This is a genomic window from Amazonocrinis nigriterrae CENA67, assembly GCF_016056305.1.
Classification (GTDB): Bacteria; Cyanobacteriota; Cyanobacteriia; order Cyanobacteriales; family Nostocaceae; genus Amazonocrinis; species Amazonocrinis nigriterrae.
Window position 1 is genome coordinate 1 of record NZ_JAECZC010000057.1, and the last position, 19,521, is coordinate 19,521.

15 protein-coding genes and 2 pseudogenes are annotated in these 19,521 nt (G+C 39.7%); 9 read left to right on the top strand and 8 right to left on the bottom strand.

Features of this window, described 5'->3' with window-relative positions:
* The first annotated feature begins 178 nt into the window (after positions 1-178).
* From I8748_RS23900 to I8748_RS23925, 6 genes and pseudogenes are all read left to right on the top strand, one after another.
* Positions 179-1,777: pseudogene (locus tag I8748_RS23900) on the top strand (alkaline phosphatase D family protein).
* Between the two features lie 370 nt (positions 1,778-2,147).
* Positions 2,148-2,411, top strand: coding sequence for a type II toxin-antitoxin system HicB family antitoxin (locus I8748_RS23905; protein ID WP_225896530.1), 264 nt, complete (start codon positions 2,148-2,150; stop codon positions 2,409-2,411).
* A 64-nt stretch (positions 2,412-2,475) separates the two neighbouring features.
* Complete coding sequence (locus I8748_RS23910) at positions 2,476-2,733, top strand: type II toxin-antitoxin system HicA family toxin (protein ID WP_198127035.1); 258 nt, start codon at positions 2,476-2,478, stop codon at positions 2,731-2,733.
* Positions 2,734-2,853: 120 nt separating this feature from the next.
* Entirely contained in the window at positions 2,854-5,520 is a 2,667-nt protein-coding gene (gene mutS / locus I8748_RS23915) for a DNA mismatch repair protein MutS (RefSeq protein ID WP_198127036.1), read from the top strand.
* 22 nt (positions 5,521-5,542) lie between these two features.
* The gene (locus I8748_RS23920; protein ID WP_198127037.1) at positions 5,543-5,731 is read left to right on the top strand and encodes a hypothetical protein; all 189 of its coding nucleotides are present in this window, start codon (positions 5,543-5,545) and stop codon (positions 5,729-5,731) included.
* Between the two features lie 291 nt (positions 5,732-6,022).
* Complete coding sequence (locus tag I8748_RS23925) at positions 6,023-6,163, top strand: DUF29 family protein (RefSeq protein ID WP_225896531.1); 141 nt, start codon at positions 6,023-6,025, stop codon at positions 6,161-6,163.
* Between the two features lie 287 nt (positions 6,164-6,450).
* Here I8748_RS23925 and I8748_RS23930 read toward each other — a convergent pair whose 3' ends face one another.
* The 3 genes from I8748_RS23930 to I8748_RS23940 form a co-directional block, all read right to left on the bottom strand.
* On the bottom strand, positions 6,451-8,373 hold the full coding sequence (locus I8748_RS23930; protein WP_198127038.1) for an Hsp70 family protein: 1,923 nt from the start codon (positions 8,371-8,373) through the stop codon (positions 6,451-6,453).
* A gap of 14 nt (positions 8,374-8,387) precedes the next feature.
* On the bottom strand, positions 8,388-9,284 hold the full coding sequence (locus I8748_RS23935; protein ID WP_198127039.1) for a hypothetical protein: 897 nt from the start codon (positions 9,282-9,284) through the stop codon (positions 8,388-8,390).
* A gap of 306 nt (positions 9,285-9,590) precedes the next feature.
* Entirely contained in the window at positions 9,591-10,130 is a 540-nt protein-coding gene (locus I8748_RS23940) for a DUF2267 domain-containing protein (protein ID WP_198127040.1), read from the bottom strand.
* A gap of 447 nt (positions 10,131-10,577) precedes the next feature.
* On the opposite strand from I8748_RS23940, the gene I8748_RS23945 reads away from it, so the two are divergent.
* Positions 10,578-10,766, top strand: a complete 189-nt coding sequence (locus tag I8748_RS23945; protein ID WP_198127041.1) for a hypothetical protein — start codon at positions 10,578-10,580, stop codon at positions 10,764-10,766.
* Between the two features lie 94 nt (positions 10,767-10,860).
* Here the strand turns inward: I8748_RS23945 and I8748_RS23950 are convergent, their stop codons facing one another.
* Positions 10,861-11,286 (bottom strand): hypothetical protein, encoded by a 426-nt coding sequence (locus I8748_RS23950; protein ID WP_198127042.1) that lies wholly within the window; start codon positions 11,284-11,286, stop codon positions 10,861-10,863.
* 867 nt (positions 11,287-12,153) lie between these two features.
* Between I8748_RS23950 and I8748_RS23955 the strand changes: the two genes are divergently transcribed.
* Positions 12,154-12,405, top strand: a complete 252-nt coding sequence (locus I8748_RS23955; RefSeq protein ID WP_198127043.1) for a hypothetical protein — start codon at positions 12,154-12,156, stop codon at positions 12,403-12,405.
* A gap of 163 nt (positions 12,406-12,568) precedes the next feature.
* Positions 12,569-13,336 (top strand): DUF928 domain-containing protein, encoded by a 768-nt coding sequence (locus tag I8748_RS23960; protein ID WP_198127044.1) that lies wholly within the window; start codon positions 12,569-12,571, stop codon positions 13,334-13,336.
* 179 nt (positions 13,337-13,515) lie between these two features.
* On the opposite strand, the pseudogene I8748_RS23970 reads toward I8748_RS23960, so the two are convergent.
* The 4 genes and pseudogenes from I8748_RS23970 to hemJ all read right to left on the bottom strand — a co-directional run bounded on the left by I8748_RS23970 (position 13,516) and on the right by hemJ (position 19,199).
* Positions 13,516-16,230: pseudogene (locus tag I8748_RS23970) on the bottom strand (CHAT domain-containing protein).
* 601 nt (positions 16,231-16,831) lie between these two features.
* Positions 16,832-17,695 (bottom strand): DUF6671 family protein, encoded by an 864-nt coding sequence (locus I8748_RS23975; RefSeq protein ID WP_198127047.1) that lies wholly within the window; start codon positions 17,693-17,695, stop codon positions 16,832-16,834.
* Positions 17,696-18,065: 370 nt separating this feature from the next.
* Positions 18,066-18,548, bottom strand: coding sequence for a hypothetical protein (locus I8748_RS23980; RefSeq protein WP_198127048.1), 483 nt, complete (start codon positions 18,546-18,548; stop codon positions 18,066-18,068).
* Positions 18,549-18,617: 69 nt separating this feature from the next.
* On the bottom strand, positions 18,618-19,199 hold the full coding sequence (gene hemJ / locus I8748_RS23985; protein ID WP_096553374.1) for a protoporphyrinogen oxidase HemJ: 582 nt from the start codon (positions 19,197-19,199) through the stop codon (positions 18,618-18,620).
* Between the last annotated feature and the right edge of the window lie 322 nt (positions 19,200-19,521).

Genomic DNA, 19,521 nt, shown 5'->3' on the forward strand with positions numbered 1-19,521 from the left:
ACTGGGTACTGGGGACTGGGGACTGGGTACTGGGGACTGGGGACTGGGTGAAAAGTCTTTTTGTGTCTAGGTTTTATCATCTGTTGATGTCCTAACACTACTGGCGACGGCTATAATCAAGCGGACATGATATAAGTTCTGTCTGTAATACTTTCGCTGGAATTTGACATTACTTAATATGGAATCTAATTCCCCATTGAAACTAAACCGTCGCCAGTTTTTACTACGTTCAGCTGTGACAGCAGGTGGAATTATTTCCACAAATTTTCTATTAAAATCACAAGTTTTTGCCCAAGCACCTGCAATTATAACTTCTGAGAAAATGCGTCCTGGCATACCTTATGGCGTAGCTTGTGGAGATATTACCAACGATAACATTATCATTTGGAGTCGCAGCGATCGCCCTGCTAGAATGTTAGTTGAATATTCTACAAGCGAATCTTTTCGCCGTGTTCAGCGGGTTTTGGGGTCATATGCTTTAAAGGATAACGACTTTACAGCTAGACTCAATCTCAATAATCTACCACCTGGTCAACAAATATTTTATCGCGTAATATTCCAAGATTTAGATTACAAGAATATCTACAGCGTCCCTGTAACCGGCACTTTCCGGACTCCTCCCAATTCTGGGCGAGATATATTCTTTATTTGGGGTGGAGATACTGCTGGTCAAGGATGGGGTATTAATCCTGATTTTGGTGGGATGAAAATTTATGAAACCATGCGTCAACTTAATCCTGACTTTTTCATCCATTCTGGTGATAATATTTACGCTGATGGCCCCATTCAATCAGAAGTAACTTTAGACGACGGTACTATTTGGAAAAATATCACTACAGAAGAAAAATCAAAAGTAGCAGAAACGCTAACAGAATTTCGTGGCAACTATAAATATAATTTGTTAGATGAAAATGTTAAGAAGTTTAACGCTGAAGTTCCCATACTAGCACAGTGGGATGACCACGAAGTTATAAATAATTGGTATCCTGGCGAAATTCTACCCAATGATGATGAGCGTTATCAAGTTAAGGATGTTAACTTATTAGCCGAAAGGGCAAGACAAGCATTTTTATAATATATGCCTATTCGGTATAATAATATAGGCAAGGCTGAAATTTATCGCTCTTTTAAATATGGCTCTCTGCTATAAATTTTCATGCTTGATGAACGCAGCTACAGAGGGCCAAATTCCCCCAATAATCAATCAGTTCAAAGTAAAGAAACAGAATTTCTAAGTAACAAACAAGTGCAATGGTTGAAAAAACAATTGCATAAATCAAAAGCAACATGGAAAGTAATTGCTAGTGATATGCCTTTAGGGCTGATAGTTAGAGATGGTAGCACAGACTTTGAAGCATGGGCTAATGGAGATGACCCGGCTTTAGGAAGAGAATTAGAACTTGCAGATTTACTACGATATATCAAAAATAAAAATATCCAAAATGTTGTTTGGTTAACTGCTGATGTACATTACGCAGCAGCACATTATTATGACCCTGCTAAAGCACAATTTACTGATTTTAAACCTTTCTGGGAATTTGTCGCTGGGCCTCTCAATTCTGGTACGTTTGGGCCAAATCAATTGGAAAATACTTTTGGGCCACAATTAATATTTCAAAGTATTCCTTCAGATACGAAAGCAAATCGTCCTCCAACTGAAGGGTTGCAATTTTTTGGTACAGTCAAAATTAATAGTTATACTAAAGTGATGACGGTGACACTGCGTAATTTGGTAGGGGAAACTCTTTACAGTGTAGATTTGCCACCGGAAAAATAAACTTCAAAAGTTTAGGTAAATATAGCCAGTTAGATAGAGTGATTTTGTACTCTGTCTGCTGGCTGTCTTTTTTTGTGATACTATTTATCAGTAAAGCCCCACTTAATTTTAAGAAAAAACGAACCGCCAAGTACGCCAAGTACGCCAAGGAAGAGAGAGATAATTATTTAGTGCAACAAGTTGTTAACATTGTTAGATGTAACTAAAGTTCGCCAAGCTTCTCCGTACTGCGTTCACCGAAGGTGTTGGCGAAGCCATCGCCTGTTCACCACATTAACCGAGATAATGGGTGCATCAACAAGTTAAAATCACGAAAAATAAAAAATCCTTGAGCGATCGCCACCGCTAAAAGCTAAATTGAGGTAGAGTATTGGGTTGTTTAATTGTGATGCTGGCAAGCTACATTGACCAAGCAATGGAATTAGCGGTTTATGAAATCATTGCAGATGATCAAACATATTGGGGTGAAATTCCCGGCTTGCAAGGAGTCTGGGCTAGTCATCAAACTTTAGCAGGATGCAGGCGGGAATTAAGAGAAGCTTTAAGTGACTGGCTAGCACTACGGTTACGTTTGGGGTTAACGATACCCGTAATTGCTGGTATAAACCTTAATGAATTAACTAAACCTGTATAAAAGTCTTAAGGATTCCCGTAATTGTAGCTATGAACTTCCATAAATAGACTACACCTGTATCAAAATGTCTAAATTAACCCCTGTTTCTTGGCGTAATTTAGTAAAACGTCTGCAAGAGTTAGGCTTTGAAGGCCCATACGCCGGAGGAAAGCATCCACAAATGCGGCGAGGTGATGTGACTGTGATTCTTCCTAATCCTCATGAGGGTAATATCTGTTTGGGTCTATTATCGCGGCTATTGCGACAAGCTGGAGTTTCTCGTGAAGAATGGTTAGCCCAGCCAAATATTAAAGGTGTGCTAAACTCTGCGCTTTGCACTTGAAGGTGGTATGGAGAATTTTAGAAAAAAACAATAAAAAAACTCAAAGCGATCGCTCTGCAACTTTCACATCACGTTATCATCGGGTATTGTGGCTTTTTTGTGCGTAACTCCCTAGCATCTATGACTGCTTCTCACCCTGACACCCCATCTACCAAGCCAGACGCCAGTACTTTTATTTGTGACCATCGACAGGTAGACCGCAGTAAGCTAAGTCAAATGTACCTGCACTATGTCGAGACGAAGGATAAATATCCTCATGCGGTGTTGCTGTATCGGGTAGGAGATTTTTTTGAATGCTATTTTCAAGATGCTGTCACACTAGCCCAAGAATTAGAATTAGTCCTCACTAGCAAACAAGCCGGGGAACAAGGGCGGGTGGCGATGTCCGGTGTTCCCCATCACTCCTGGGAACGCTATACAACCCTGTTGATAGAAAAAGGCTTTGCTGTGGTCATTTGCGACCAAGTGGAAGATGCAGCCGAAGCTACAGGTCGGTTAGTGCGGCGTGAGGTGACGCGCATCCTCACCCCAGGCACTTTGCTGGAAGAAGGCATGTTGAAATCAAGTCGCAATAATTACTTAGCGGCTGTGGTAATTGCTGGGAATCATTGGGGCTTAGCCTATGCAGATATATCTACAGGGGAATTCCTTACCACCCAAGGCAGTGATTTAGAACACCTAACACAGGAATTGATGCGGTTGCAGCCTGCGGAGGTGCTGGTTCCGACCAACGCCCCCGACTTGGGAAGTTTGCTGCGTCCGGGAGAAACTTCACCCCATTTACCGCAATGTTTACCGCCATCATTTTGTTATAGCTTGCGATCGCAAGTTCCTTTTTCCCAAGGTGAGGCTAGACCAAAATTATTGCAGAAATTTAAAGTGCGATCGCTCGAAGGACTCGGTTGTGATCATCTTCCCTTGGCTGTCCGTGCCGCTGGCGGTCTTTTGGAATATTTGGAAGACACCCAAAAAGAAAATCCAATTTCCTTGCAAAGGTTACGCACCTATACAACCACCGATTACCTAATTGTTGACCACCAAACCCGCAGAAACTTGGAAATTACCCAAACTGTGCGGGATGGCACTTTTCATGGTTCTTTGCTTTGGGCATTGGATAGAACCAGCACAGCAATGGGCGGGCGGGCGTTGCGGCGATGGTTATTGCAACCGCTAATCGATATTAAAGGCATTCGCTCGCGGCAAGATACAATTGAAGAATTGCGAGAAAATACTACTCTACGTCAAGATTTGCGGCAGTTATTGCGGCAAATTTATGACTTAGAACGGTTGACAGGAAGGGCGGGTTCTGGTAGAGCCAATGCCAGAGATTTGGTAGCCTTGGCAGATTCCCTCTCACGCTTACCGGAATTATCGCGCTTAGTGGCGGATGCAAATTCCCCCTTTTTAAAAGCTTTACAGAAAGTGCCGCCTATTTTAGAAGAACTGGCACAAAAATTACACGCCCATCTTGTGGAGTCGCCGCCCATACATATTAAAGAAGGTGGTTTGATTCGTCCAGGAGTCAACGTACAACTGGATGAAAGAAAGGCGACAGTAGCAGCAGACCAACAATGGATTGCTAATTTAGAAGTTGACGAAAGGGCGAGGACGGGAATAGCGACGTTGAAGGTAGGATTTAATAAAACCTTTGGTTACTACATCAGTATTTCCCGTGCCAAAGCCGACCAAGTACCCGCGAATTACATCCGCAAGCAAACCCTGACGAACGAAGAACGATACATCACCCCAGATTTGAAAGAACGAGAAGCGCGGATTCTCACAGCGCGAGATGATTTAAATCAGTTGGAATACGAAATTTTCACAGCTTTGCGGGAAGAAGTAGCACAACAAGCCGAGGTAATTCGCAACCTTTCCCGCGCAGTAGCGGCAGCGGATGTGTTGTGCGGTCTAGCTGAATTGGCTGTCCAACAAGGTTACTGTCGTCCCGAAATGTTACCAGGACGAGAAATAGCAATTGTTGATGGTCGTCATCCGGTGGTGGAACAGTCTTTACCTGCGGGTTTCTTTGTGCCCAATTCAACAGAATTAGGTCAAGAGTCAGTTGTCAGTGGTCAGTTGTCAGTGGTAGATAACCAAGGTCAAGAGTCAGTGGTCAGTGGTAAGTTGTCAGTGAAAACAACAACTGACAACCAACAACTGACAACTGACAACCCCGATTTAATTATCCTCACTGGCCCGAACGCCAGCGGCAAAAGTTGTTATCTGCGCCAAGTGGGATTGATTCAGTTAATGGCGCAAATTGGTAGTTTTATCCCAGCCAAGTCTGCTAGGTTGGGAATATGCGATCGCATTTTCACTCGTGTCGGTGCAGTTGATGATTTGGCAACCGGTCAATCTACCTTCATGGTAGAGATGAATGAAACGGCAAATATTCTCAACCATGCAACTTCGAGGTCGTTGGTATTGTTAGATGAAATTGGCCGGGGAACGGCTACCTTTGATGGTCTTTCTATAGCTTGGGCGGTGGCAGAATATTTAGCTACAGAAATTAGGGCGCGGACGATTTTTGCTACTCATTACCACGAGTTAAATGAACTTGCTAGCATGTTGCCGAATGTCGCTAATTATCAAGTAACGGTGAAAGAATTACCCGACCAAATTATCTTTTTGCATCAAGTCCAACCGGGCGGTGCTGATAAATCCTACGGCATTGAAGCTGGAAGATTAGCAGGTTTACCAGCGGTAGTTATCCAACGGGCTAAACAAGTAATGGGACAAATTGAGAAACACAGTAAAATTGCGATCGGGCTAAAAAATTTGGAGTAATTGTTGTTAATTACCAAATTATTTGACCAAGAACGAGGTGTGGGGAAATAAACTAAAGTTTCCCCACCGCAAAGCGTGCAGAAAAACAATAAAAGGTATCCAGCAAGGAGAAAAGCGCGTTATTGAAAATTTACTTCGTCACCGATTTGGTGAATTAGATGCAGAACTCAACCAAATTATTGACCGCATTTTATTATTACCACCAGAATAATTTACACCCTTGATTTTGCAACTTTCTCGTGAAGAATTAATTTCTAAATTTTCATCTGATCAGGTAGATATTTCTTAAATAGCTGGCGATTTCTAGTAACTCATAGATAATTTGTCAGTGCAGAATTGCTGAGGCGCTCGCATTCAAGTTAAACTCAAACAAATCTAATATCTTGCACGATTCTCAATTAACTCAGATGTGGGCAATACGCGCAATGTAAAAATCAGGATTTGATAACAATAAAAGCATTGCCCACCATACAAAAATTGGCTTTGGTATACAGTAAAATTTATGAACTCAGCTACCCATGACAATGACTTTTATGCTTGGACACAAGAACAAGCACATCTTTTAAAAACAGGACAACTACATCAAATAGATTGGCAGAGTATCGCCGAAGAAATAGAAGACATGGGGCGCTCTGAAAATTGAATGGTACGCTCGAAAAGCTCTAAGGTTTGCTGAATAAGGGATACAGCAAAAGAGTGTCCATTGAGTAGTAATGGCATGAGTCAGGCGAGCAGCGTTCGCCTACGGAGGGGGTAATCCAAAAAGTTTTTGTAGGTAGAAAAAGCTTACTCGTCTGTGAAATACTTTTTTTGAGACGAGCAAGCGAATACGATAATTACTAAGTTGGAAACTCGCTCTGGGTCTACTTGTGTATACACCGTAGCCTACAAGGAGAGGGGCCGGGGGAGAGGTCATAACAATCTTTCACCTTATTGGATGAGGATGATTGCTTCTTGGACTTTTGTAGCAAGAGCTTTTTGAAGTCCTTGTTCAACTTTTCCAATCAGTTTGTCAAAGGCTTGTTGATTGGCTGTTAGTTGTTCTCCAAGAACTTTTTCTAACTCAGGCTTAATTTGCTCGCACATATCATCGATTTTTCTGTCGCTCATAAAACTAGAACGAATCCAACTAGGGATATCCAAATTTGTCTTGATTGTTTCTTGGACTGTTTTACGATTTAGCTCCATTCCTGCTGCCATCACTGAAGCGCCGTATACCAATGCAATTGGCCAAGTCAAGTGTCCAGTTAATATCAAAGTGATGATGCTAGCTAAAGTACCTCCACCGATTACTACATTGATAATAAATCCTACTGTATCAGCCAGAATAGCATCTCCAATTCGTAGTTCTGGGTTGACAAAAGTCGGCTCTATGCTGTCTTCAAATCTTAAACTGCTTCTGGGTATTTGGAATTTTCGGCATATGGGGTCAGTTACTGCGGCTAAGTCGGGTTGAATTTTATGGTTAAACCAGCTGATGCATTGTTTGTTAATTATCTGCAAAGAGCGATCGCCAACCAGCCAATTTTCTGCCCGACTTTTCATAGATGTTTCCAAATCGGCTAAGGTGCGGATTTTGTTTTGTTGCCAGTCTTTTACCCCTGGTCTAACTGCATTTTCTAATAAACCATCTGCTAGTGGCTTAATCAACGATTCAATTAACTCTGGGATATGTCTCTCAATCAGTTGTTTAAGCTTTTGTGAATCCAAAAGTTCGTTCACTTCTTGTTTGAAGGCAGCAGCACGCAGATCCCATCGTCCTACTCGCGCTAAACCCAAGGCAATACACCGTTCTGGTTCCGGATCGGGGCGAAGTAAAGTTTCTGGTTCGCTAAAAATTTCCTGGCAAACAAGGTGGGTAAACTTCATCCGGGATGCACCACCAGTCATCAGTACAAATTTCGGTACGATGTTCAGTTGTTCTAGTTTTTCTTTTGCCTCACTGACAGAGTGACGAAACGACTCCAGCCAACTTTTTTGCCCTAGTTCAGCTAAAGGTTGATTTAAAATTTCCTCAATCATCAATTTGTTGACTTGGGGAATAAAATAAATTTGTTCGTTGATCGATTCAAAACCACGGGCAAAAGATTGAGGATCGCTGTATAACTGTTCATTAGAAAAGTAATCTTCCTTGGCTTTGCGACAGGCAAGTTCACAACGGGCTTGGTGATGGGGATATTCTAGAAATACTTTTTCGAGTAAGGATGATTGCTCATGATTGGCGAGAGTACGCTCAAAAATAGCCTTGTCAATTAGGGATGCTCCTAACGCGTTACTGCCGAAATCTATAGGCACTTCAGATAAACTTTTAACCAGAGTAAAGTCTGTAGTTGATGAGCCAATATCAATAATTAGTACAGAGGAACGCAGTTTTTCATACTCTAGTTTGCCGGCTTCCTTAGCTTGCATAAAAGCAGCCCGCGATTCAGGTACAACGTTAAGTTGAGGAATGCCAGCTTCTATTAGTAGTTTTTGGTATGCTTCGCGATCGCTAATTGACCATCCTGAAGGGCAACCAACATAAAAGTAGCTATTTTCTCCTCCTTCGATTTGTCTAGTTTCTTGAAGTTGGCGGTAGTAAGTAGCTAGGAAAGTGCAAATTGTTTTCCTGTAGTTTGGGTCGTTATTTGGTCTTTGCTTGAAAGAGATTACCAACTGACTAACACCGGCTTGAATTAAAGCTTGTTCTCCCACAAGATAACCGAGTTGAGGATGCCAACCAAGGGCTGTAATTTGGTTTTTCTTGTGATTAATCTCAAGCATTTGAGGGGGTTCGATGCTTTCGACAATAGCTTTAGCTACAGCCGTTTCACCATGCCCCAAATCAAAACCGATTGTTTCTAAAATTTCCATACTTTTATTGTCTATTATTCTCTAGCCTGGGAATAGGCTGGTTCAATTACCCGACCGCGTGTGAGCAAGCGATCGCCTTTCAATAAGGCGGGTGTAATGGTAACATAATCTTTGCTAGATGGGTCGATACTTGGCTCGAAGTCAAAATACTCACGATAGCTGTGCGGTTCTTGCGGTTGGTAAATTTGAGCGCGAATTCCTTGGGACATTAAAATCTGTGGTAAAAGTTTTACCAGTTCGCCTGCCATTTGGGGTTTATTCAAAAATGATGCGCCCATGAGCCTTTGCAGAAAATTCAATAATTCTGGTAGTTCTTCTATAGTGCGATCGCTTTCTATTTTGTTTCCTTCTTCAAATCTAGCGACTGCCAGGTCGATAGTGTTAAGTGCATCGGCAAAATTATCTAAAAAAACTTTGCTATCAACTCTTAAGACAGGTTGGGGTATTTCTAATGGTTCAATAGAAGTTGCATTGCTTTTGTCAAGTTGCAGCACAACTTCTAGTCCTAAAAGCAGGGAGGTCAACAATATAGCCATCCAGGCACTTGGTGTAGTTTTGGTTAAAGAAAATAATGAACCTAAAATGCCCAGATAAATCAATACCTTCAGTACTTTCAGGATTAATCTGTTAAGGGAAAACTGTGTATGTTGATTAATAATTTGCTTTTGGTCAGTGCGAGTAATTTGCACAAAGCTAGCCGCAGCAAGAGTGGCAATGGACTGTCGTAGCATATCCAAAAACAAGGAAGCTAGACGTACTTGAACGATGTTTAATTCGCTAATATAATTTTTTTCGAGATGATCAAGCCGATTTTGAACCAGTTTTACTACTTGCTCGATGCTGCTGGCATTGTCAATCTCTGTCTGGAGTTGGTGGCGTTCTTCACTAAACAGTAAATTAATTTTCTTCATCGCGTTGGCTAAGGCTTTTACTTTATTAATAACAAAATGATTTTTAGCATTAGTAATTAAAATAATCCCTGTTTAAGTTGAAAACGTATTTTTTTGTAATTTAGCGTCAAGCTTAGAACTCAAGCTACGATTAAATAATACATCCTACTCAAAAGCTATCGGTTTAAAAATCGGCGGTGTTTAGTTAAAAATTGTGCTACTAAACAGTTTAGTTTGCCTGTGGTGATTGTTCAAAGCCTGGAAAGGTAAAAGCCTGTTTGCAAGTAGTAATCGCAAACAGGCTTAACTTTATTTTCTGGTTTTTAACTAAGCTTGCTCCCAGAGTTCACGTACATGATCAGGCAGCCAGCTAGCAATTTCCTGAATACGTTCTTCGGAGAGTTCGTCTTTAGTGGCAGAAAACACCGCTTTAACTGCTTGCTCGCGCTCTACTGTTCGTGGCATTCCACTTTCATTTGCAACTCGGAACAAGAAGCGATCAGAATCGATCTTGAAGATGCCGGGGCCTTGCCAAGGTGGACGAACCCGGCTCAAAAATCCCACTATTGGATTGGTGTCTTTCCAAAGGTCGGCGACCTCGAACTGGAGTGCTTTTTCTTCAGTGGGTACAGCTTCTGTATGCAGTTCTCCTGCAACGCGATCGCTGGCTTCGGTCGTCATTAAGTCACGCATCACGCGAAACACCACTTCGGTAAAGTCTCTTGCATCATACAAATCTGCAAATCCGGCTTTAACCATGACCTTTTCCAAGAACGAGCGATGTTCATCGGCGATCGCAGTTCGAGAATCTTCAATTTGCGTTGGGTCAATTTCTGGAATGTTTGTTCTGAATGTTTGATCGGGCATTGTTCTTTCTTGTAGTTCTTAATCTTGAGCTTTTATCAAAACAGCAATATTGCTGTAATTAGTCAAAACGAATGCATGAGTTCTCTACAAAGCGTGCAAATGTAGCTTACTTCTCCAAAGGTGTATACACAGCACCAAATTTATAATTTGGTGGTGAAGAATTTGTATTGGGTGTTTTTCCCACAACCAACAAGAGTAATTCTGAAAAATCTCTTCAAAATCACTTATTTTGTTCAATCTTACTTATGTAAGATCGCACAAATCAAAAACCCTTAGTATCATCCAAAAGTTCGAGATACCATCTATTCAAAAGTTAGAAATCCAGCGAATCAGACACCTGCACTCGAAAAAAATTCCTACCCAACTCCAGAACCAGTTTCTAGAGCGCAGGGCTGTTTCATTCCCGCTCAACAGGTAAAATTGCAAGTGTTGAGGGGGATAAAAATCATGTGGGTGAAAGATGTTGTCTTGAAAGAAGATAGTTCGACAATCCGTATGGGTAATGCTCCGGCAAATCTTTCCATTATTCGCGCGATCGCACTTAATATTCTGCGTCGAAATGGTTATCATTCCATCACAATTACCCAAAGATTTATCTCTCATGATATTGACAAACTCCTTCATCTTGTGGCATGAAACAGCCCTGCTCCGTAGGCGAACGCTGCTCGCCTGACTCATGCCATTACTGCTCAATGGACACTCTTCCGCTGTATCCCTTATTCAGCAAACCTTAGAGCTTTTCGAGCGTGCCATTCGTTTTACGACCTTCCTCTGAAGAGGGTAATTTTACAATAGGTTTTTCCACTACATTGGCAACTAAAATTGTGTCTTTACTGGGATCGTTGCCATCGCCTGAACCACGCAATAAAACCCCGCTTTGATTGACTTGAAGAGTACTACGTAATTCATAAATGCCTGGCTTTAATACTAAAGCGCCACGAAATCCATTAGCATCTGCGTTTAAGTTACCTACCTTGTCAAGTGCTTGTTGTATGTGCTGAGTGTTATCACCTGATATGGGTTGAATGCTCAACACTTCCGGAACTTTGGGCAATTCAACATCACCATAACCATAACCCGCATAGCTATAGTCAGGAATCCGGTTCTGCTCCTTATCTGAAACGTAAGTCAGTTTACCGTCAGTTCCAAAAAACACACGCTCTGATTTCCATTCCCCTGCTGATGGTACTCGAGAGTAACAATACTACTGATGATACTTTAAAGTGAAATTGCTACGTATGATTTGATGAATTAACTCATTATTAGGAAATTCAGGTTTATCAATTAACTCACGAGTGGGAAAGTCAGGAAAGTCCATTATGATTGTGCCAAACCGACCAGAGTTCTCTTTCAAATACTGGAGGAGCAAAGGATTTACTGTATGTGCAACATCATTAGGGAAGGCCAAAGGTATTCTACCACCACTACTATAATTGAGATACCAAGCAGCAGGATCATTTTCATTCTTTACTGCCTGAAACAGTTCCCAAACCTTGCCCCATTTATGATGGGAATCACGCTCGACTTTTTGTAACCAGCAATAATTTTACATCATCATTTAGCTTGATATACTTTAATATTTCTTAACTAAACATTAGTTTTTCCAAAATTGGAAAAGCAATTGCCGCTCAGGGCAACACACAGACAGTTAATTATTAGTATTCTGAATTTGAATCTTAATTTTAAGCAAGATGCTAAGTTAATTTATAGCCATTAAAAACTTAGGCTTTATTTAATTTAACTAGCTTAAATAAATATATCTAAAAGTAAACAAATATGACTCAAGATGACAAGCAAGCTCTAACTGGATACGCGATCGCGTTGTAATTATTGGCATGACTGCGCCTAGCGTTAAAGATAGTTTTATTATTTCCGCAGTCAAACTAACTTTGAATCATTAGAATAATGCAACTTAAATCTCAATCAAAAGCGTGGATTATATCTTTTTTTACAAGAAGGTTTATGTAATGTTGGTAAACACTCTCAAGGTGCAACTCGTCTTGATGTTGTATGTACACGCTCTTTGAAACTTTATTGTCTGCAAATCATTGATAATGGAGTTACAAATATATCCAAAGATTATCAACGTAGTGGACAAGGAACAAACCAAGCTCAAGATTTAGCTCGACAATTGAAAGGTAAATTTCGGCGATATCCTCACTATCCACAAGGTACTATCTGCGAGTTGACTTGGCCTATGACAAGTAATTGGTGGCAACGATTCTCTGATATGCAGGCAATTAGAAATTTTTATAAGAAATTATTTATCCATTGAAACTAGTTGCAAATAAAAACTCTATGGTTTTAGCAGCAATTGTGAGAATCCTTAAGTATTTTGTATTATTGTAAGTTTTGTGGCAATCTATCTGCATAATATAGCTGGTTAAACAAGATACTTTTTACAGGTAGTAGTAAATTCTTGAAGGAGAAAATACTCCATGCAGATAGTAAGTTTATTAAAAAAAAGTTTTAATAACAGTTTGATTAGCTATATTGCCTTAAGTCTGTTGTTATTAATGCCTGCAACAGCTGTAGCCGGAAGCAACAATAATGATGACCCTCCACCGCAGACTACAGGAACTTCAGGCGGTTCTAGAGGATGTGAGAGCGAAAGCGTAGCATCATCTAACAGTATTCCCAATATAGTTTTACTAGCGCCTACTCAAAGCTATGGTCAAACTTTGGCAAATAGCCCCACATTTGCTTGGTTTGTGAAAGATACTAGTCCCTGGCAAATGGAGTTTCGTCTTTATGAATACGACGGGACTAACAAAAAATCTAAGTTAGTCAAAGAAATTAAAGATGAAAATTTTAAAAGTTCTCCAGGAATTATGGTTTTATCTTTGCCTAATCTAAAATTGTCAGTTGGCAGCAGATATGTTTGGCAAGTTGAATTAGTTTGCGATGCTAATCGTCCATCAGGTAATCCATTTGCGATCGCTGCGATGAAAGTAGTTTCAGTTTCACCAGATTTAGAAAAACAACTATCTCAAAGCAATGATATATTAACCAAAGTAAATCTCTATAAAAAAGCTGATTTGTGGTATGAAACTTTAGAACTTGCTTTAATCTCAAAGAATGAACCAAGTCTACAAGAATTAAGAAAGTCTCTTTTAGAACAAATAGCAACCGGAACTAAAATAGAACAAACAGAACAAATTACAGCAGCATTAACAAATAGTAAAATTCATCAATTGCAACGTTAATCAGGAGTTAAATAAAATTTTTACATCTTTAGTCCTATTTTGTAATTTTGGGAAATAATGAATCAAAGCAAGCTTTTAACCTTAATTAAAAGTAGCTGAAATTTATAGGTAAAAAAGATTAAAGTTTTAAAAAGCTTTTAATGATTGTCTTCTCCTAAAGTGATAAAAAAGGGTTAAGGTCAGAGCCAGTTACCAATGAGAATGAATGGTGTCCAATATCCAGGATGGCTTTCAATCTGCTGTTGATGCGCTTGTAACCAAGCTAATTGATCTGCTTGTAAGGCTTTGGCTTTAGTCATACCGCTATGCCAATTTTGATAAAATTTGGCTATCAGTTACGCGGTTGCTGCATCGTCAACTTTCCACAGGGAAGCAATGCCGCTTTTAGATCCAGCTTGAATGGCGATACCAGCTAAACCCAAACTTTCACGATCGCTTCCTACTGCTGTTTCACACGCTGTTAAAGTGATTAACTCAATTGGTTGATTTTTAGAGCGATCACCATGAATAAGTTGATAAAAATCATTTAGTGTAAGTTTTTCATTATATGTCTGATTTGTCAAGGATTCTTGGACACTTGCTTTAAATTTTTTTCCAGTTACTAAAAACGTTTCTCTATCATCAATGCCAAACTTACCGTGAGTCGCTAGGTGAATAATTGGGTAGGTATTTTCTTTTAACTCTTGTTGCAAACGCTCAGGTGTAAAATCTTGATCCAGTAGTACTTTACTTTTAGGTAAACTGGTTGTAATGGCTTTTAACTCAGATGGAACTTGTGTCAGCGGCTCAAAACTTCTTGCACCGACATCTGTCTGCACGGTAGCTGGTTGTGTCAAGCCGAAAGCTAATACCTGTAATTTTTGTGGGTTCGATTGTTGAGGATTTGTTAGAGTTAATGCTGGCGCAAAGGCGATCGCATATTTCTCAATCAAAAATTGTTTACCATCAAACAGTGCAGCAATGGGAATACTCCGCAAAATCCCGTCTTGAATAAAAACTAAAGTTTCAATTTTTTCTGTTTCCAAATCTTTGATAAATGGACGAATAAACCAATCATATACTTGTTGCGCTTTAGTTTGATAAGTATTTTCCAAGTCAGAGCGCTTTTCTAATTTAATTCGTAGATCGTTAATAGTTTCTCGAACTTCTTGATTTTTAACAGTAATCCAAGCAATCTTAGACTTAAATTTCTGCTTACTGTCAGCTAATGTGAAAATAATCGCTAGGCGTTCTTTTAGAATAACCGAACTTAAAACAGCAGTATTCTTCCCTACTAATGGCACTGGTTTTTGAGTGAGTGCTAAATCGCAATTATTTCCTAAATAGTTTTGTAGTTCTGCTAACCTTAACTCATCTATTATTGGCAGTATGGAATCTAAATTCTGTTGAAGATCTGATTCATTAACTAAATTACTTGTTTGGTCTAGACGCAACTCTAACAACTCTCGGTAAACTGGTTCAACATTATCTCGAAAATCAAATTGTAAATCTCGCTGTTGTACAATTAGGTCATTACGTATATTTTTGAGGCTGCTAATTGATTTTTCATAAAATTTAATTGCTTCTTGCACTCGACCTGTAGCTTTAGATAATCGTCCCGCCTGCCATGTCCATAAGTAAAGGTTCTCATCAGAGACAGTACCAAGCAGTGCTTGTTGAGTTAATTTTATAGCTTGTTGATAATCTTGTCGACATTCGTAAATGTGTCCTAAGCGGCCTTTAGCAAAAGCTTCTGTCTCTCTATCTTCTATTTTTTGGGTAATTGTTATAGCTAAGTTGAGTAGTTCAACAGACTTGGCTAATGATTCTGACTCTAAACATTGGGTAGCTGGTTCAGTAATAATTGATTCGTTCTTTTGGTTAAGAAATTGTAGAAGATTGGCAAGTTGAATCGCCGTGTATGCTTTCTCGCGGGAGTCAGGTAATTTTTCTACTATAATCAGTGCTTGCTGTAGTGTATTGTTAACTATTGTTTGATTTTGACGATGTTGGCGATGATAAAGCTTAACTAGACCTAATAGCGATCGCAATTCATTAACTTTATCATTCTGGCTACGAGCTAGATTCAGGCTTTGTTCAAAATACTGTACAGCTTGGTTATCATTAGCAACAGCGTATTGCTGGAATTGTTGAGCAGCTTTCTTATCGCCTACCTCATTAGTAAATTCGACACGACGCTGATTGCGCTTTGCAAGACTAGCATAGGTATTAGCTAAACCATTCAGATTAGACACTTGGTAAGTTTGATTATCAACGCGCTTGGCAATTTTATAACTGCGTTCAAAATCTTGAATAGCTTGTTCATACTCGCCTTGGAGACGATGAGCATTTCCTAAACTACCCCAAGCGGCTACTTCGCCAAGAGCATCTGAGTGGTGGCGGGCAATTTCTATGGCACTATCTGGACTACAGGTTGCATAGTTTTGATTTTGACTGCACAAAATCCTAACTGCCCGTCGATGCTGTCCCAAGCTAGTGTAGAGTTGAGCCTGTTCTGTCAGCATCCTTCCTAAATTTATCGGTTCGTTTAATTGATGATAGTAGGCAATAATTAGCTTTAATTGAGCGATCGCTTCAGATATTTGTCCTACTTGTTGGTATGCTCTAGCAAGGTATGTCCGAACACTTATTACCTCAGCAGAATCACTAGTGCGTCGTTGATTGGAGAGAGATGCTTGCCAAAATTTGATTGCTCCTTGAATATCGCCAGCTTGGTATAACTCAAGCCCTTGCTGCACTGGCTGCGTTAAACTCGAAGATTGGGCTGTTGCTATTTCTAATATTCCCTTATGCTCAATTGTTAGAGAAGGATGCCCTAACCACAAGCATAAGGTTAGCGTAGTCAGGAAGAGAAATGCCCAAACGCGATGAATACGGTATGGCAAGCGTTGCATGATGGCAAAGAAAAATACTTGAAGAACTGAATTTTTTAGTTGCTCAGCGATCGCTTTAGGAAATGCACAGCCTCGAGATTGCGATCACATAACTAAGTCTAGTATTTAATATAAACAATCGTATAAGTACAAGCGATCACTTTGGATGACCAAACAATCGCTCAATTGAAATTTGAGCAATACATGCAAAGGCAAGCAAGGGTGATAGTAACTGAGAGTGGTGCAAATTTTTATGTCTAGCCGTCTGCGGCTCGAAACTTTTTACCCGATGCCGATAATCAAAATCTACACTTCCTTAACTAAGATCTGAGATAACAATATTGGCGTGTCTATTCGATAAATAATATAGTTTCATCTGCCACACTTGTAACTGCTTCAGGGTAAGCAGTATTACAAAATGGAATGGCACGCTCGAAAAGCTCTAAGGTCTGCTGAATAAGGGATACAGCGGGAGTGTCCATTGAGCAGTAATGGTATGAGTCAGGCGAGCAGCGTTCCCCTACGGAGGGGGTAATCCAAAAAGTTTTTGTAGGTAGAAAAAGCTTACTCGTCTGTGAAATACTTTTTTTGAGTAGTAATTAAGCGAACTTGAAATTACAGTTTAGGGATTACAATACATACACTGCGCTGGATCGGCAAATTCTCTGTTATTAGGGAATAATTTTTCTTGACGAAAACCACATTTTTTGCATTTATAAATTACCAAATGAGTTAGGGTAGTTGGTGTCAAACAAAGTTCACACGGTAAACCTTGAATTCTTTCAGTTATGGCAAAACCTGGTGTAGAACAGTTTGGGCAGAGGCTTTTAATTTTTGTTAACAAATCACTGGTAGCTTTTTCTATGTTTTTCATCCGCGTAGGATTATAAATAGCTCGCATATCTGTTTCAATATGCACTTGACCTGTGGTTGAATTTTCTAAAGATAAATTTATAGCTTCTACAAGTTTTGTTTCTGTAGTAATGCCTTTAATAATTTCATTACTATTACCTTCTGATTTCTCGAACCAAACAACTAGACCATGTTCAGGGAAACCAACTTTCAGCGCAAATTCCCACGCCTGTTGTAGATTCTCTACAACCTGATGATTAAAGTTAGTTTCTAGAGAAAATTCCTCACCAATAATTTCTAGATCATTGTCTTTATCTATGAAAATGACAATTTCTTTGTTACAGTAAATATAAGGCACAGCAGGATGAGGTGCAAAACTGCCTTCGCTAGCGATCGCTAATGTTTCACCTGTAATATCGAGTGCCTTTTGGGCTTTTAATCTCGCTGTAATAATTTGAGTTCCAGGGCGTTTTATCTCTCTACTAAAAGTTCCATAAATATCAGTATTAAAATTATCTGGTACTATAACTTTAATTCCTAATTCCTTTTCTAAAATTGGAGCGATCGCCCTTTCTTTTTGATGCATTGTACCGAGTACAGCCACTCGATTATTAAATAATTGCTGATATTTCATTGTCGGGTTCAATCCTTGACTATCACAGCAACAAATAGTGCATTATTAAGAGATACTTTTCGAGTAAACCTTAAATTGTAGAAATTTTTCGGTGCGTTATAGCAACGCTTAACGCACCGAAAAATATAGTGCCCTGCGGTTAATTCTTATTCTCTAAAACTCCCAAATTCTTGCATAGTCGTAACATAACCTACTGGCACGACCGGACTAAAATAATGCATTAACGAACCGCAGAGGCGCAGAGGAGGACACTTCCGTGCGGGGGTTCCCCCCGTTGAGGAAAGTGTCCGTGACACAGAGAGATTAGAAGAAATTTATGCACTAAATTTAGGCTGATCATGCACTAGTCTGACTCTAACTGCAAACTTGATTAAGCATTACCTGACAGCAGGGGAATATTTTCCGCAAGGGAATCTGGAATAATTACTCCTTGTTCTTTTGCCCAAAATTGACTCAAAAAGTGAATCTGTCTTAAACCGACAATTAAATTTAATCCCGGTACAAACAACCACCAAACTACAAGCGGTGCTTTCATTCCTGCTTGGCGGTACAGTGCATTTACTGTTTTATATAACTTAAATTGGATGATGTAAATCCAAACAACACCCAGTAGCGAAAACCAACCAAACCATCCTGGAACATCAGGATCAAATATGCGTAAAGCTTGGGGGACTGCTACTCCCAAGACGAAAGGTGCTAAACACAGGGTTCCTGACCAACCAAACCCGTTATAACGGCGTAGTTCTTCCTGAATAATCCATTTGTACCAGCCGTAGTACAACATGAAGGTGGCAACAGACAAGAAAATGACTCGCCACAATGGACGGGGTTTACCTAAAGGTTTACCGGACATATTTACGCCTGAGATACCAAATTTAGTTTTTTAACATTTCTTAATGTAAGATATCTCAGGTAATCTTGTCTAACTTTGTTCTTGGGGTTGTCCTATCTGTGCTGTTAGCTTCTCTTTATCACGCTTGCGTTTCTTGGCGTAAAGCTGAATAGTTACCGCCATGAGAATAATTGAGCCGAAAATTAACCAAGCAGTAATGTCTGTAGGTAGATTATTTTTGAATACAGCCAGCAATACAATTACCATCAACATCACTGTGGGCGCTTCATTTAAAGCACGCATCTGTTGACTATTCCAGCGACATTCATCTGCTGCTAACTGCTTCATTAAACGACCGCAGTAATGATGATAACCAAGTAAAAGGGCAACAAATAAAAGTTTGACGTGTAACCAACCCTCTTTTAAAACATCCGGTTCAGTACTTAATAAACCAATTGCCATTGCTACTGTCACCAACATTCCTGGAGTAGTGATGATCCGGTAGAGGCGTTTTTCCATAATCTGATACTGATTCTTCAGTATCGTGCGTGCTGGTTCTGGTTCAGCGTTAGCTTCAATATGATAGATAAAAAGACGCACCAAGTAGAATAACCCAGCAAACCAAACTACAATGCCAATAATATGAAATGCTTTAAACCAGGAATAAGCCATGAAGAATAATCTCCCTCTCTCAGGTTTTAATGAATTGTTAGTTGTACTATAATTTTCACTAATGCAACCTTATATATTATTATAAATCTGCCACAAAAACATACAGTAAGTTATTATCCTTAACAATAAAAACTGATAAACAGCTCGGCAAAAATCAAGTTAACTTGTGAAGATTGTCAGTTGTGAGTAGTTAGTTGTAAGGGTTATAGGCATTGTTACAGCTTTTCATATAGTTATATTTATTCATATCTACCTGATGTAAAAATACTTTGTGTCTTTGTGTCTTTGTGGTAAAAAATCAAACAACCACAAAGACACGAAG

Excerpts from the sequence above, each read along its gene's own strand:
- I8748_RS23925 (WP_225896531.1), top strand. The coding sequence starts at position 6,023 with ATGAACTCAGCTACCCATGACAATGACTTTTATGCTTGGACACAAGAA.
- I8748_RS23940 (WP_198127040.1), bottom strand. The coding sequence starts at position 10,130 with ATGCCCGATCAAACATTCAGAACAAACATTCCAGAAATTGACCCAACG.
- mutS (WP_198127036.1), top strand. The coding sequence starts at position 2,854 with ATGACTGCTTCTCACCCTGACACCCCATCTACCAAGCCAGACGCCAGT.
- I8748_RS23980 (WP_198127048.1), bottom strand. The coding sequence starts at position 18,548 with ATGTCCGGTAAACCTTTAGGTAAACCCCGTCCATTGTGGCGAGTCATT.
- I8748_RS23975 (WP_198127047.1), bottom strand. The coding sequence starts at position 17,695 with ATGAAATATCAGCAATTATTTAATAATCGAGTGGCTGTACTCGGTACA.
- I8748_RS23910 (WP_198127035.1), top strand. The coding sequence starts at position 2,476 with ATGTCTAAATTAACCCCTGTTTCTTGGCGTAATTTAGTAAAACGTCTG.
- hemJ (WP_096553374.1), bottom strand. The coding sequence starts at position 19,199 with ATGGCTTATTCCTGGTTTAAAGCATTTCATATTATTGGCATTGTAGTT.
- I8748_RS23945 (WP_198127041.1), top strand. The coding sequence starts at position 10,578 with ATGTGGGTGAAAGATGTTGTCTTGAAAGAAGATAGTTCGACAATCCGT.
- I8748_RS23935 (WP_198127039.1), bottom strand. The coding sequence starts at position 9,284 with ATGAAGAAAATTAATTTACTGTTTAGTGAAGAACGCCACCAACTCCAG.
- I8748_RS23960 (WP_198127044.1), top strand. The coding sequence starts at position 12,569 with ATGCAGATAGTAAGTTTATTAAAAAAAAGTTTTAATAACAGTTTGATT.
- I8748_RS23930 (WP_198127038.1), bottom strand. The coding sequence starts at position 8,373 with ATGGAAATTTTAGAAACAATCGGTTTTGATTTGGGGCATGGTGAAACG.